Here is a 15214-nt window from a genome sequence, read left to right as displayed (position 1 = left end):
GCGCCGCACGCCGCCGCGCAGCCTTCCTCAACGCCCCATCATACCGAAAAGGCCGGGCGAGCCCGGCCTTTCGTCACGCGCCTGTCAAGCGCCGAAGCGCCGCGGCATCGCGGCCCTCGCAGCTCTCGCAGCCTACTCGCCCGCGAGCGGCGAGGGGACGGAGTAGACGCGGGCCGCGTACTCCTGGTTGAGCTCGTAGAGGGAGCGGGAGTCGTTGCCGAACAGCTTCATCTTGTCGATCATGTCGCGCGCGGTGTCCTCCTCCTCCAGCTGCTCGTCGATGAACCAGCCGAGGAACTTCTGCGTGCGGTAGTCGTTCGCCTCGACGGCGGCGGCGTAGATGCCGTTGATGAGCGAGGTCACGTACTCCTCGTGCTCGAGGCCCGCCTCAAGCGGCTCGAGGTGGTTGGAGAACGTCTTGTCGGGCTGGTCGATGGCGAGCAGCTTCACGCTCTCGCCGTTCTCGATCAGGTACTTGCGGAAGATGAGGGCATGGTCGCGCTCCTCCTGCGCCTGGATCATGTACCAGTTGGCGTAGCCGTCGAGGCCCTCGTCCTCGTAGTAGTCAGCGAAGGACAGGTAGAGGTAAGCCGAGTACAGCTCCTTGTTGATCTGGTCGTTGATAAGCTCGTAGACACGTGCGTCCATGGGGATGTTCCTCCTTGATCATGCAGCTCATGGTTTGCGTACGCGCCCATCATAGCGCCGCCGTGCTGCGAACGGGAGGACTATTCCCCCCTGCCGCAAAGAAAGCAGATCTGGGGAGGGGCCGCGCGAGCGCAACGCGCCACGTCACAAGCCTTGCGCGCACCCAAGACGCGCGCAAGGCTTGTGGAGTTTTGCCGCCGCGCCGGGGCCCTCTCACTTTAGCAACTAAAATACCCTTCGAGAAACGACCGCCCCGCAGCCGCGCCCGCCGGAACACGTGACGCATGTCACTTCCGCGTCGCGCCGACATGCGGGACAATAGCGCTACGAACGAAAGGCGCGCGCATGCTTCAGCTTCAGCACATCCACAAGGAGTACACCACCGGCGACTTCACGCAGGTCGCCCTCGACGACGTGTCCGTCTCCTTCCGCGACAACGAGTTCGTGGCGATTCTCGGCCCCTCGGGCTCGGGCAAGACCACCATGCTCAACATCGTGGGCGGGCTCGACCACTACGACACCGGCGACCTCATCATCGACGGCATCTCCACCAAGCAGTACAAGGACCGCGACTGGGACACCTTCCGCAACAACCGCGTGGGGTTCGTCTTCCAGAGCTACAACCTCATCCCGCACCAGACCATCCTGGCCAACGTCGAGCTCGCGCTCACGCTGTCGGGCGTGTCGCGCGACGAGCGGCGCGAGCGCGCCCGCGTCGCGCTCGCCCAGGTGGGGCTCGCCGACCACGTGAACAAGAAGCCCTCGCAGCTCTCCGGCGGGCAGATGCAGCGCGTGGCCATCGCGCGCGCCCTCATCAACGACCCCGAGATCCTGCTCGCCGACGAGCCCACGGGCGCCCTCGACTCCAAGACCAGCGTCCAGATCATGGACCTCTTGACCGAGATCGCGCGCGACCGCCTCGTGGTCATGGTCACGCACAACCCCGAGCTCGCCGAGCAGTACGCCACGCGCATCGTGAACCTGGCCGACGGCGTCATCGTGAGCGACTCCGACCCCTTCGAGCCGGGCCCCGAGGACATGCGCCTGTCGAGCAAGCAGGTGCGCCGCACCTCGATGAGCTTCCTCACGGCGCTGTCGCTGTCGTTCAACAACCTCATGACGAAGAAGGGCCGCACCATCATGACGGCCTTCGCCGGCTCCATCGGCATCATCGGCATCGCGGCCATCCTCGCCCTGGCCAACGGCGTGAACAACTACATCAAGTCGGTCGAGGAGGAGACGCTGTCGGTGTACCCGCTGCAGATCATGTCCACCGGCCTCGACATGACGTCGATGATGGTGTCGAACATGGCCGGCGGCGATGACGGCGCGGGCGCAGAAGGCGAAGGCGGCGCGGACGAGGGCGCGAGCGCCGGCGAAGGCGCGGCCGCGGATGGCGGGAGCGCGGACGGCTCCATCGGCGAGACGCCCATGATCACGCGCATGCTCTCGAGCATCGCGAGCAACGACCTGGCCTCGCTCAAGTCCTACCTCGACAGCGGGGAGAGCGGCATCGAGCAGCACACGAGCTCCATCGACTACGGCTACAACGTCACCCCGCAGATCTTCGACGCCGACACCTCGAGCGGCGTGCGGCAGGTGAACCCCGACACGTCGTTCTCGTCGATGGGCATGGGGTCGTCGGCCTACGCGGGCAACAGCCTGATGTCGATGTCCATGTCAACCGACATGTTCGCCGAGATGATGGGCAACTCCTCCATCGTGGAGGGGCAGTACGACGTCGTGGCCGGCCACTGGCCCGAGCGCTACAACGAGTGCGTGCTCGTGCTCACGGCGAACGGCAACATCAGTGACTTTCTGTCCTACGTGCTCGGCCTGCGCGACCCCGAGGAGCTCAAGGGCATGGTGGACCAGTTCATGAACGAGGAGGAGGTCGTGGTCGACCTCGAGGACATCGACATCACCTACGACGACATCCTCGCCATGCGCTTCAAGCTGGTGAACGCCGCCGACTTCTACCGCTATGACGCCGACTACGACGTGTGGGTGGACAAGTCCGATGACGACGCCTTCATGACCGAGCTCGTGAACGGCGGCGAGGACCTCGTGATCTCGGGCATCGTGCAGCCGCGGCCCGAGGCCACGGCCACCGCGCTCTCCTCGGGCATCTTCTACACGCCCGAGCTCACGCGCCATCTGATCGAGCAGGCCGCCGCGACGCAGATCGTCCAAGACCAGCTGGCCGACCCCGACGTCGACGTGTTCAACGGCAAGACCTTCGCCGAGGAGGAGGAAGGCGAGGGCGAGTCGGGCTTCGACATGAACTCCATGTTCAGCGTCGACGAGTCCGCGCTGCAGTCGGCCTTCCGCATCGACGAGAGCAAGCTCTCCGCCGGCATGTCGGACATGTCGCTCGACCTGTCCGGCGTGAGCATCGACCCCACGTCGCTGCCGCCCTTCGACACGTCGAGCATCAAGATCGATCCGAGCGCGGGGCTTGACCTGAGCAACCTGAAGCTCGACCTCAGCGGGCTTGACCTCAAGGTCAACAGCGACGCGGTGAAGGTCGACACGGCGAAGCTGTCGGCCTCCTTGGGCAAGGTCATGCAAGGGTTCATGTCATGGATTGCCGCGAACAAAGATCAGTACCACGGCGACTACGAGACCGCCCTGAGCGACTACCTGGCCACGCAGCAAGACGTCATACAGGCCGCCGTCGCGGGCAGCATCGATCTGTCCGGCCTGCAGGCCGACCTGGCCGCCCAGCTGCAGACCCAGCTGCAGGACCTGGTCAGCGCGCAGCTGCAGGCCCAGCTCGTCCCCGCGATCCAGCAGGCCATCACCACCCAGCTGCAGGCGCAGCTGCAGACGGCCGTCCAGGCGTACCTGCAGAACGCCATGACCGTGATGATGACCAGCATGGCCAGCACGCTCGAGCAGCAGGTCGGCACAGCCATGGAGCGCTCCATGGCGCAGCTCTCGGCCAACATGGCCACCGCCATGAGCATCGACGCCGACGCGTTCGCCAACGCGTTCCAGCTCAACCTCAGCGAGGAGGAGCTCACCGAGCTCATCATGTCGACGATGACCACCGAGGAGCACTCCTTCGACAACAACCTGGCGAAGCTGGGGTACGCGAACCTCGACAAGCCGAGCAGCATCGACATCTACCCCGTTGACTTCGAGAGCAAGCAGGAGATCATCAGCATCCTCGACGCGTACAACGACCGCATGAAGGCCGAGGGGGCCGAGGACAAGGCGATCACCTACACCGACATCGTGGGCACGCTCATGAACTCGGTGACCACGATCATCGACATGATCAGCTACGTGCTCATCGCGTTCGTGGCCATCTCGCTCGTGGTGAGCTCCATCATGATCGGCGTCATCACCTACATCAGCGTGCTCGAGCGCAAGAAGGAGATCGGCATCCTGCGCGCCATCGGCGCGAGCAAGGGCGACATCTCGCGCGTGTTCAACGCCGAGACGATCATCGAGGGCTTGGTGTCAGGCCTGCTCGGCGTGGGAATCACCGCGCTGGGGTGCATCCCCGCGAGCGCCATCGTGCTCGCGCTGTTCGACGTGCCCGACGTGGCGCAGCTGCCTTGGCAGGCCGCCGCGGTGCTCGTGCTGATCAGCGTCTTCCTCACCTTCGTCGCCGGCCTTCTGCCCTCGCGCAGCGCCAGCCGCAAGGACCCGGTGGAGGCCCTGCGAAGCGAGTAGCAACAACCTTGTGACAAGCGTTGTCTTCCCCTTCGCGACGTGTAGAATAAGAGCTTGCGCTAACATCAAGAATCGCTGGGGGGATTGCCTTCGCCATGAGCTCGAAGTCACGCTACATACCCGCCCTCGACGGCCTGCGCGCGCTGGCCGTCGCGGCGGTGCTGCTGTACCACATGGACGCGGCTTTCCTGCCGAGCGGGCTTCTGGGCGTCACCATCTTCTTCGTGCTCTCGGGCTACCTCATCACGGGGCTGCTCATCCGCGAGTGGGGCGAGAGCAAGACCATCAACCTGCCGCGGTTCTGGCTGCGCCGCGTGAGGCGCCTGTTCCCCGCCATCGCGTTCGTGCTGGCGGGCACCGCCGTGCTCACGGCCGTGTTCGCGCCCGACATGCTCACCAAGCTGCGGAACGACCTGGTCGCAGCTCTGCTCTGGTTCACCAACTGGTGGTACGTCTTCCAGGACCTCAGCTACTTCGAGGCCATGGGGGCGCCCTCCCCCGTCACGCACTTCTGGTCGCTGGCCATCGAGGAGCAGTTCTACCTCATCTGGCCGCCCGTGCTGCTGCTTCTGTTCCGCCACCGCGTGAGGAAGAAGAGCATCCAGCGCGGCATCCTGGCGGCATGCGCCGTCTCGGCGCTGCTGATGTGCGTGCTCTACGATCCTCAGGGCGACCCGAGCCGCGTGTACTACGGCACCGACACGCGTGCGTTCTCCCTGCTCATAGGTGCATGGCTGGCGTTTGAGTTCCCCGCGGCGCGCGTGTGCGGGCGCGGGCGGCGAGCGCTCGGCGCCTCGCAGCGCAAGCTCGTCGGCGCGCTAGGCGCAGCGGCGCTCGCGGGCATCCTCGCCATGATGGCCTTCGTCAGCGGCTACTCGCCGTTTTTGTACTACGGCGGCATCCTCGTCCTGTCGCTGCTCACCGGCGTGCTCATCCTGGCGCTCGTGGACCCGGCCAACCTGGTGGCGCGCTTCTTCGCGCTGCGCCCGCTCGTGTGGGTGGGCAAGCTCTCCTACAGCATCTACCTGTGGCACTACCCGCTGCTCCTGCTCATGAACCCGCAGAACTTCACGGGCACCACGCCGTGGTACGCCTATTTGGGGCAAGTCGCGGTGATCGTGGCGGTCTCGGCGTTCTCGTACTACTTCGTCGAGACGCCCATCCGCCACGGCGCCATCGGGCGCGTGGTGAAGGAGGTGCGCGCGGGCGAGGTCACGTGGGTCGAGAGCCTAAAGGAGCACGCCCTGCAGGCGGGTCCTGCCGCGGCGCTCCTGCTGGCCGCCGTGACGTGCTGCGTCGTGGTGCCGCCGACCGCCACGCAGACGGGCGGCTACCTCATGGAGGAGGGCGTCGACCCCACCCAGGCGCAGCTGGGCGACGGCGGCGAGGAAGGGGCAGGCGCCGACGCCGGGGCGGAGGAGGAGCCCTTGACCGTCGAGCAGATGCTCGCCGAGACGCCCGGCGAGACGCCCGAGGAGAAGGCGCACAACACGAGCTTCCTCATGATCGGCGACTCGGTGAGCCGCGCGCTGGCTGACGACGGCGGCTACGGGTACTTCGGCGAGGCGTTCCCGAACGCCACGCTCGACGCCGTCATCAGCCGCCACGCCAGCGCCGTGCCCGAGGTCTACCAGCAGCACGTCGACGCGGGCTGGGACGGGCCGGTGGTGGTATTCAGCATCGGGACGAACGGCGTCACCACGTCTGAGCAAATCGCGGAGATGATCGACGCGGTGCCCGCCGACAAGCGGGTGTTCCTCGTGAACATCCGCACGCCCCAGCCGCTCGAGGCCGACAACAACGCCCTGCTCGCGCAAGCCGCTGCCGAGCGCGACAACGTCGAGCTCGTCGACTGGTACGCGGCGAGCGCCAACCACGACGAGTACTTCGACGGGGACGGCACCCACCTCACCGGCAAGAAAGGCTGCGAAGCCTACCTCGCCTTGCTCACCAGCGCGCTCGCAGGGCTGTACGAGGAGTAGGGGCAGGGCGCGGGCGCGGGTCAGCGGGGACGCCGCCCTCGGCGCCCCTCGGCGCTACTCACCGAAGTCGAACATGGCGGTGGTGAGGTAGCGCTCGCCGGTATCGGGGAGGATCACCACGATGGTCTTGCCCGCGTTCTCGGGGCGCCGCGCCAGCTTGGCGGCGGCGGCCACGGCCGCGCCCGAGGAGATGCCCACGAGCAGGCCGTCATGGGCGGCGAGCTCGCGGCCGGCGGCGAAGGCCTCCTCGTTCTCGATGGCGATGACCTCGTCGTAGACGTCCGTGTCGAGCGTCTCGGGCACGAAGCCCGCGCCGATCCCCTGGATGCCGTGCGCGCCCGCGCGCCCCTCGGAGAGCACCGGCGAGCCCGCCGGCTCCACGGCCACCACTCGGACGGCGGGGTTCTGCGCCTTCAGGTAGCGGCCCGTGCCGCTGACGGTGCCGCCCGTGCCCACGCCCGCGACCAGGATGTCCACCTTGCCCTCGGTGCCTTCCCAGATCTCGGGGCCCGTGGTGGCCTCGTGCGCGACGGGGTTCGCCGGGTTCGTGAACTGCGACGGAATGAACGAGTTGGGGATCTCCGCGGCCAGCTCCTCGGCGCGCGCGATGGCGCCCTTCATGCCCTGGGCGCCGTCGGTGAGCACGAGCTCGGCGCCGTACGCCTGCATGAGGCGCCGGCGCTCGACCGACATGGTCTCGGGCATGGTGATGATGATGCGGTTGCCGCGCATGGCCGCGAGGGCGCACAGGCCGATGCCGGTGTTGCCCGAGGTGGGCTCGATGAGCACGGTGTCGCCGTCGATCTTGCCGGCGGCCACGGCCTCGTCGATCATGGCCTTCGCGATGCGGTCCTTCACCGAGCCGGCGGGGTTGAAGTACTCCACCTTGCCCACGATGGTGGCGGCCAGGTCGTTGTTCTTCTCGAAGTTGGTGAGCTCGACGAGCGGCGTGCGGCCGATGAGCTCGGCCACGTTGCGGTAAACGGTCATGGATGCATCCTCCCTCTTTCGTGATGCGTTCATTCTAATCGGAATCCGGCGCGAAAGCCCGCGCGAAGATGCGCCCATCTCCGCTGCACTATGCTAAAGTCTAGTTATTAAGTGGGCTTTGTCAACCTCTTTCCGCTGGTGACGTCCGAGCCCGCTGCCGCCGCCCCAAACGAGCGGCGCCCCGCAGCCGAAGCTGCGGGGCGCCTGACAAGGAGAGAGGGAGCCGTTTCGCGAAAGCCGCGAGGGCTAGGGCCGCAGGTGCCGGGCGAGAGCCACGGGAGCCGGAGCCGCGGGAGTTAGATCCCAAGGCCCAAGCTCCCAGGAGCGAGAGCCGCGGGAGTTAGAGCCACGGCACCGTCATCGTCACGGGCAGGGCCGCCACCAGCACGAGCAGGCGCAGGACGAAGCCGCCCACCAGCACGCCGGCATCGGAGGCGAAGCTGATCCAGTGCGCGCGACGCGACTCCTCGAACTCGCGCGGGCTGAAGAACAAGAGCCACGTCTCCAGCGCCGTGGGCCCCACGAGCCCCACCAGCACGAACAAGAACCAGAACGCCAGCACGTAGTCGCCGGCCACCAGCTGCATGACCGAGTTCCAACCCGCGACCGACGCCGCGTTGGCCGTGATGAACAGCAGGCTCGCCACCAGCACGAGCTCGATGATCGGCAGGCAGAAGTGGAACTTCTTCAGCACGCCCACGCGGTTGAACTCCTCGGGGTGCTTGACGATGGCGACCACCAGCACCGCCGCCATGCCGGTCGACACGGCCGACACCAGGAACAGGATGGGAAGCATCGCGTTGTTCCACAAGGGGAACGTCTTGCACACGCCGAGCAGGCAGCCCGTGTACACCGCCACGCACAGGCCGAGCACCGCGCCCGCCAGGTCGAGCGGGAACGGCACGCGCCGCCGCGTCAGGTCGAGCGCCGCCACCACGAGCGACACCACCATGAAGGCGCCGAGGAACACCACGCCCCAGGTCATGACCGACCCGAAGTTGGTGAGCAGCAGCGCGAAGCGCAGCGGGTTCTGGAGGCCCGCCGTGGCGTCGAACATCAGCAGCACAAGGCCGATCATCACGACCACCGGGGCGATCACGCGCCCGATGCGAATCATGTTCACCGCCTCGGGATGGCGCCACCTCAAGAAGGTCGAGGTGATGAACGCGCCACCGCCCAATCCCGCCAGAAACAGGTAACACGCGATAATGACATCCCAGATAGGTTCGAACGTCATCTCAATCACCTCACGTAGAATACTTTGGTCTTGGTCAGGTCAGCCACGATGGGCACCGCGTGCGTCTCGGCGATGGCGCGGGAGATCTCGCTTCCGGGATCGTCCAAGTCGCCGAAGATGCGCGCGTCGGTGAGGCACGCGTCCACGCAGTTGCACGTCTGCGTGCCCGACTCGTGCGCGGCCACCACGCAGAAGCGGCACTTGTCCACCGCACCCGTCTCGGAGTTGCGCACGCGCACCTGGTAGGGGCACGCCGCCATGCAGTACAAACAGCCGATGCAGCGGCCCTGGTCGACGGCGACGATGCCGTCAGCCCCGATGTGCGCGGCACCCGTGGGGCACACGGCCGCGCACGGCGCGTCCTCGCAGTGCATGCACTGCAGCGGCACGTGCTCCACGGCCACGCTCGGGTAGACGCCCTCCTCGCGCTCCTCGAAGCGGATGAAGTTCTCGTCGGGAAGAAGGCCGTTGAGGCGCTGGCAGGCCACGCGGCAGGCGTAGCAGCCAATGCACTTCTTCGTGTCGATCAACATTCCATAGCGTGCCATCATGCACCTACTTTCTTAACCGTGACGAGCGCCTCCTGCGAGCAGATGCCGCCGTAGCCCGGCTCGATGCGGAAGGGCACGAAGTCCATCTGGCGCAGGCCCACGCCGTACGCCGTGCGCTGCTCGGGCGAGGAGCAGCCGTAGTGGCTCGGCATGAACAGGGTCGTGGGGTTCACGCGCTGCGTCACCTTGACGCGCCCGCGCCCCTCGTGGCACTCGTTGGACACGATCACCTCGTCGCCGTCGGCGATGCCCAGGCGCTGCGCCACGTCGGCGGAGAGCCACACGCGGTCGAGGTCGTAGTCCTTCGTGATCTGCATGAGGTCGGCGACGTTGGTCGTCTGGGTGTGGCTCATGTGCGCCTGCTTGCCGCCGACCAGGCGCAGCGTGCCCGCCGCCCCGTCGGGCATGACCGCGGGCTCCACCCACACCGGGTACGGCGACAGCCCCGCCGCCGCGCACGCCTCGCTCGTGAACTGGATCTTGCCCGTGGGCGTCTTCCACTTCGGCGTGTTGCCGTACTCGAACGCCGCCTCGGGGAACGACGCCGTGCCGCCCGCCTGGCGCAGCGTCTCGAGCGACAGGCCCACCGTCTGAAGCTGCGCGTCGGCGAGCTCCTCCACCGTGAAGTCGAAGTACTCGCCCACGCCGCACGCGCGCGCCAGCTCGGAGAAGATCTCGTCGCAGCTGCGCGTCTCGGGGTGCACGCGCTCGAGCACCTTGTCGCGCAGCGTCACGCACGGCACCTTGCCGCCGATGAACTCGGGGAGCTCCAGGCGCTCGAGGTAGCTGCACTCGGGCAGCACGTAGTCGGCGAGCTGGGCGGTCTCGGACATCTGCACGTCCACGACCACCATGAGGTCGAGCCTGCCGAGCGCCTCGGCGAGGAACGCCGTGTTGGAGTAGCCCGCCGCCATGTTGGAGTTGTAGAAGAACATGCCCTTGATCACGCCCGCGTGCGCTTGCTGCGCCGCGTAGACGTTCGAGCCCATGCTCGAGAGCGAGAGCGGGTACTCCTTGGAGCCCAGGATCTTCGCCTCGACCTTCGGCACGCTCGGGAACTTCGCCTCGTCGAGCTTGCCCACCGAGACGCTCGGCGTGAAGAGCGCGCCGCCCTTCTGGTTCCAGCAGCCCAGGAGCGTGTTGAACAGGCACACCGCGCGCGCCGTCTCGCCGGAGTTCTCGTACGAGCAGCCGAACGCCCCGCGCCAGCTCGGCTCGATGGAGGCCGCGGGCGCCGCGTCGGCGAACTCGACGGCCAGCCGCTCGATGGTGCTGGCCGGGATGCCTGTGATGCTCTCCGCCCAGGCGGGCGTGCAGGCGGCAAGCGAGGCGGCCCACTCCTCGAAGCCCACCGCGTTCTTCGCCACGTACTCAGCGTAGTAGAGCCCGCGCGTCACCAGAACGTGCGACATGCCCAGCAGAAGCGCCAGGTCAGTGCCGGGGTTGATCGGCACCCACTCGTCGGCGAACGCGATGGTGTTGTTGCAGCGCGGGTCGACGAGCACGATGCGCGCGCCGCGCTCGTGCGCCTTCTGCAGCGCGGAGACGGAGCTCGGGCGGATGGCGTCGGCGTAGCTGCGGCCGATGAACATGGTCATCTTCGAGTTCGCCACGTCGGACGAGTAGTTCCCCGTGCCGATGACCTGCGTAAACCCTGCCTCCTTCGACAGGTTGCACGCCGCGCCGTGCGTGTACACGTTCGCGCTGCCGAGCGCGTTCATGAAGCGCTTGGTGTAGTACTTGCCGGACGGGCGCGGGTCCTGCACCATGGCGAGCGCCTCCGGGCCGGCCTCGTCGATGATGGCCTGGACCCTCTCGGCGATCTCGGCGTAAGCCTGGTCCCAGCTGATGGGCTCGAAGACGCCCTTCTCGTTCTTCTTGAGCGGCTCGGTCAGGCGGTCCTCAGAAGTGGCGATCTGCAGGTAGCCGTAGCCGCGCGCGCAGAGCTTGCCCTTCGCATAAGGGTGCCCCGCGTCGCCGATCACCTGGGCGATCTCGCCGTCCCTCACATACGCGGTGAAGCCGCACTTGCTCGAGCAGGCGTTGCACAGGGAGTGCGCCGTGGTCACCACGGGCCCGCCCCACGCGTGGGCGACCTCCGGGTCGAGCGCCGCGCCCGCCATGCCCGCCGCGCCGGCCGCGCCGAGCACGGCGGCGCCGGCCGCCAGCCCCGCGCCCGCTTCCAGGAGCCGGCCGCCAGCCCCGCGCCCGCTTCCAGGAAAGTCCGCCTCGTCAATGTTTTCTCTGACATGATCGGCTCCTTCCCCTACGCCTCCACGAGCGTCACGGTGCGCACGACGCCCTGGTCGATGATCTTCTGCGCGATGTCCTGCCAGTCGATGAACTGAATGGCGCCGTTGGGGCACTGCTCGGCGCAGCGGCCGCAGGAGATGCACTTGGTGGAGATGCCCGTCTCGGTGTCGACGCGCGGCATGTTCCACGGGCACGCCTGGGCGCACATGCCGCAGCCGACGCACGCCTCGCCGTCGACGATGCGCGCGCCGTAGTGCGGGTCAGCGTAGATGGCGTGCACGGGGCAGTAGTTCGCGCAGGCCGGGTCGGCGCACTGCTTGCAGTGCTCAACCGTGAACTGGCACGCGCCCCCGCCCGAGCCGAGCGAGCCCTCGCCCGTGCCGATGCCGGCGCCGTAGTTGTAGTTGTCCCACACGCGCACGCGCGCGATGTGCTGGCTGACGCGCCCGTCGTTCTTCAACGTGCACATCATCTCGCAGCGCTGGCAGCCGGAGCAGCGCGCGCGGTCGGTGACGATCATCTTGGTGGGCGTGGTGCGGATGTCGATGCGCCCGGAGGCGATCGACCGCTCGGTCACGCCCCATGACGCCAGCACGCCGCCCACGACCAGGCCCGCCACGCCGCAGCCGGCCATGGCCAGCACGCTGCGGCGCGTGAACGTCTTGGACTGGCCGGAGCCTGCGGGCTCGGCGGAGCCTGCGGGGCCGGCGGAATCGCCGCCAAGGCCGGCGGCGGAACCGCTGGCGTCGGCAGGCTGAGCCGTATCGTTGAGCCGCTCTTCCGGCTGGACGACGGCATTGTCTTCATACTTGTTCTCTGACATGCGTGATCTCCCCTCGTTTCTCAAAAAAGAACCCTGCCCGCGCCGAGACGCATCGCCCGCGCGCAGGCATGACGCAAAGGAGCTCTCATCGCAGCCCGTCACACAACGGGAGCGACCTTAGCCCAACCCGCGCGCGGCGCCATACCCTCTTTTGAGGGATTTTTCGCCCCCGTCAACGCCGCGTTACCTTCGCCTCCCAGCTGACCTCGCGTTTTCCCACATTACCCCCAAAGAGGGCATGCCGCTAAAAGCCGTTCGGGCATACTCTGCCCAAGCGCTCCGAATCGCTGCCCAGGGTCACACAACACCGGCAACCTGAAGAGATTTGGAGTAAACCATGGCTGACGCTAAACGCGACGCGAACAAGTCATATGGCTGGACGGGGAAGATCCTCCGCGTGAACCTGTCCACCGGCGCCATCACCACGGAGCCGACCGAGCCCTACAAGGCCTACGTCGGCGGCATGGGCATCGCCAACAAGATCATGTACGACGAAGTGCCTGCCGGCACCAACCCGCTCGCCCCCGAGAACAAGATCGTCTTCGCCGTCGGCCCCCTGACGGCCTCGGGCGTGCCGCTGGCCGGGCGCACCACCATCTGCTCGCTGTCCACCTTCTCCACCGACCAGCTCGTGGTCGACGCGCACTGCGGCGGCATGCTCGGCGCGAAGATGAAGCTGGCCGGCTGGGACGCCATCATCGTGGAAGGCGTGAGCTACGAGCACGTCTACCTCTACATCGACGACGATGACGTGCGCATCAAGTCCGCCGACAGCGTGTGGGGCATGGGCACCCGCGCCGCCACCGAGGCGCTCAACCGCAAGGAGGGCGCTGACTTCTGCGTGGCCACCATCGGGCCCGCCGGCGAGAACCTGCTGCCCTACGCGTGCGTCCTGAACGCGCGCAACCACTCCGCCGGCGCGGGCATCGGCGCCGTCATGGGCTCGAAGGGCCTCAAGGCGGTCGTGGTGCGCGGCACCGGCAGCGTGAACGTGGCCGACCCGCAGGCCGTGGCCGAGCTCTCCGACTACATGCTGCGCGAGATCATCGGCTCGAACAACAACCACGTGGTGCCCTCCACGCAGCAGGAGTGGGCCGAGTACTACGACAAGGGCTCCCGCTGGACGGCGCGCAAGGGCCTGTTCTGGGCCGACGCCGAGGGCGGTCCCATCGAGACCGGCGAGCCGAAGCCCGGCGAGATCAACACCGTGGGGTACCGCTGCATGAAGTCCACCAAGGACGACGGCCCCGAGGCTGAGAAGTACACCATCAAGATGAACGGCTGCCACAGCTGCCCCATCCACTGCTACTCCGACATGCGCGTGCCCGCGAGCGGCGAGAACGGCGGCCACGAGATCACGGGCAACACCTGCGTGGCGAACTTCCCGTTCAACTACATGATCCCCCTCCTGGGCGACAAGACCCCCGTGCAGAGCAACTCCGAGGACAGCCTGGTGTGGAACCAGGTCATGGGCTCGATCATGGACGATCTGGGCATGTGGTGCAACTACGCGCAGCTGTACCGCGACATCGCGCACTGCTACGCCACCGGCGTCTTCGAGCGCGTGCTGCCGCCCGAGGAGTACGCCCGCTTCGACTGGGAGAAGTTCTCGAAGAACGACCCGTCGCTCATGGCCGACCTGCTGCCCTTCATCGCGCGCAACGACTCCGAGCTGGCGTACGTGGCGTACGGCCCTGCCACATGGTGCGAGCGCTGGAACGACATGCAGTGGTTCGACACCGCCGCATCGGCCCTGATCAGCCCCCGCGGCTGGCCGGTGCACCACGCACACGAGTGCTTCGGGCAGGTGGGCCTGCTCTACAACGTGATCTTCAACCGCGACGACATGATCCACTCCGCCGTGAACTTCCAGGGCTGCGGCCTGCCGTTCGAGCTCAAGCAGCAGATCGCCGCCGAGCTGTGGGGCGGCGCGGACGCCATCGACCCCAACAAGAACTACACGCCCATGAACGAGAACAAGGCGAACTTCGCCTGGTGGAGCATCGTGACCGACGTGCTGCACGACTCGCTCACGCTGTGCAACTGGGTGTGGCCGATGGCCATGAGCCCGTCGAAGACGCGCGACTACCGCGGCGACCTGGACCTGGAGGCGAAGTTCTTCAAGGCCGTGACCGGCGAGGACGTCACCACCGAGGACCTCTACGAGGCCAGCGCGCGCATCATGACGCTGCAGCGCGCCAACACCGCGCGCGGCATGAAGGACGCGAGCGGGAAGATGGGCTGCAACGACTTCCGCGGCGTGCACGACCTGGTGACCGAGTGGCCGTTCGACTCGGCGAAGGCGTTCACCGAGGGCACCGACAAGATGGACAAGGGCGACTTCCAGACCGCCCTCACCATGCTCTACCGCTGCTTCGGCTGGGACGAGCAGCTGGGCTGCCCCACCGCAGCGTGCCTGGACGCCTACGGCATGGGCGACGTGAAGGAAGAGCTCGACAAGCTGGGCCTGCTGCCGTAGCGAAAAGTCCGGGCTGATGCCGGGCGGGTGGCCCGGGCAGACGGCAGGCGCCGTTCGGGTAACGCCAGGCTGGCGCTGCCCGGGCAGACACCAGCCAGAGGACGTCACCAAGCAGACGCAGCCCGGTGAACCTCACCCGACAAAATAGCTCCCACAAGAAAAAGCCCCCATCAGGGGGCTTTTTCTTGTCCATAAGCCAACGCAACCAGCGAGAGAACTTCGCGTCATCCTGAGCGAGGCCACCCCCTGCCATTCCGGGTGAGGCTGTCCCTCCTCATGTCATCTCGGACGAGGCTGCCCTTCCTCGTGTCATCCTCTACAACATGGAGTCGCCTTCCCGGGCGTATTGTGCAGGGAAGGCGGGGCTCCGCCCCCGGCTGACACGGCGTCATCCTATATAACATGGAGTCGCCTTCCCGGGCGTATCATGCAGGGAAGGTGGGGCCCCGCCCCCGGCTGACACGGTGTCATCCCGGCTGCGCGTCGCGCATGCCCTAGCTCAGGCTTGTCGCCGGCTCGGGCGGGGCCCCTCGCAGACCCGCGCAGGCGGGTCGGGGCGGTGACCTC

Annotated in this window: 9 protein-coding genes; 3 read left to right on the top strand and 6 right to left on the bottom strand. The window is 67.2% G+C overall.

Annotated elements, in window-relative coordinates:
* Positions 1-132: 132 nt before the first annotated feature.
* Entirely contained in the window at positions 133-648 is a 516-nt protein-coding gene (locus G7Y49_RS03935) for a ferritin (protein ID WP_165171352.1), read from the bottom strand.
* Positions 649-993: 345 nt separating this feature from the next.
* On the opposite strand from G7Y49_RS03935, the gene G7Y49_RS03930 reads away from it, so the two are divergent.
* Both G7Y49_RS03930 and G7Y49_RS03925 read left to right on the top strand, forming a co-directional pair.
* Positions 994-4332, top strand: a complete 3339-nt coding sequence (locus tag G7Y49_RS03930) for an ATP-binding cassette domain-containing protein (protein ID WP_165171351.1) — start codon at positions 994-996, stop codon at positions 4330-4332.
* A 95-nt stretch (positions 4333-4427) separates the two neighbouring features.
* The gene (locus G7Y49_RS03925) at positions 4428-6314 is read left to right on the top strand and encodes an acyltransferase family protein (RefSeq protein ID WP_165171350.1); all 1887 of its coding nucleotides are present in this window, start codon (positions 4428-4430) and stop codon (positions 6312-6314) included.
* Positions 6315-6368: 54 nt separating this feature from the next.
* On the opposite strand, the gene cysK is transcribed toward G7Y49_RS03925, so the two are convergent.
* The 5 genes from cysK to G7Y49_RS03900 all read right to left on the bottom strand — a co-directional run bounded on the left by cysK (position 6369) and on the right by G7Y49_RS03900 (position 12168).
* On the bottom strand, positions 6369-7304 hold the full coding sequence (gene cysK, locus G7Y49_RS03920; RefSeq protein WP_165171349.1) for a cysteine synthase A: 936 nt from the start codon (positions 7302-7304) through the stop codon (positions 6369-6371).
* Between the two features lie 340 nt (positions 7305-7644).
* Positions 7645-8541: an NrfD/PsrC family molybdoenzyme membrane anchor subunit gene (gene nrfD / locus G7Y49_RS03915; RefSeq protein ID WP_165171348.1), complete on the bottom strand. Its 897-nt coding sequence runs from the start codon at positions 8539-8541 to the stop codon at positions 7645-7647.
* A gap of 5 nt (positions 8542-8546) precedes the next feature.
* Positions 8547-9089 carry a 4Fe-4S dicluster domain-containing protein gene (locus tag G7Y49_RS03910; protein WP_165171420.1) on the bottom strand — a complete coding sequence of 181 codons (543 nt, stop codon included), beginning with the start codon at positions 9087-9089 and terminating at the stop codon, positions 8547-8549.
* On the bottom strand, positions 9089-11242 hold the full coding sequence (locus tag G7Y49_RS03905; RefSeq protein ID WP_241157258.1) for a molybdopterin-dependent oxidoreductase: 2154 nt from the start codon (positions 11240-11242) through the stop codon (positions 9089-9091). The genes G7Y49_RS03910 and G7Y49_RS03905 overlap by 1 nt, the downstream gene beginning before the upstream one ends.
* Before the next feature lie 116 nt (positions 11243-11358).
* Positions 11359-12168: a 4Fe-4S binding protein gene (locus G7Y49_RS03900; protein WP_165171346.1), complete on the bottom strand. Its 810-nt coding sequence runs from the start codon at positions 12166-12168 to the stop codon at positions 11359-11361.
* 337 nt (positions 12169-12505) lie between these two features.
* Between G7Y49_RS03900 and G7Y49_RS03895 the strand changes: the two genes are divergently transcribed.
* The gene (locus G7Y49_RS03895) at positions 12506-14647 is read left to right on the top strand and encodes an aldehyde ferredoxin oxidoreductase (protein WP_165171344.1); all 2142 of its coding nucleotides are present in this window, start codon (positions 12506-12508) and stop codon (positions 14645-14647) included.
* Positions 14648-15214 lie beyond the last annotated feature (567 nt).

The sequence above is a fragment of the Adlercreutzia sp. ZJ242 genome (genome assembly GCF_011038995.1).
In the GTDB taxonomy this organism is placed as follows: domain Bacteria; phylum Actinomycetota; class Coriobacteriia; order Coriobacteriales; family Eggerthellaceae; genus CAAEEV01.
Note: the sequence above shows the minus strand (reverse complement) of the source record. Positions and strands in the feature narration are given on the sequence as shown.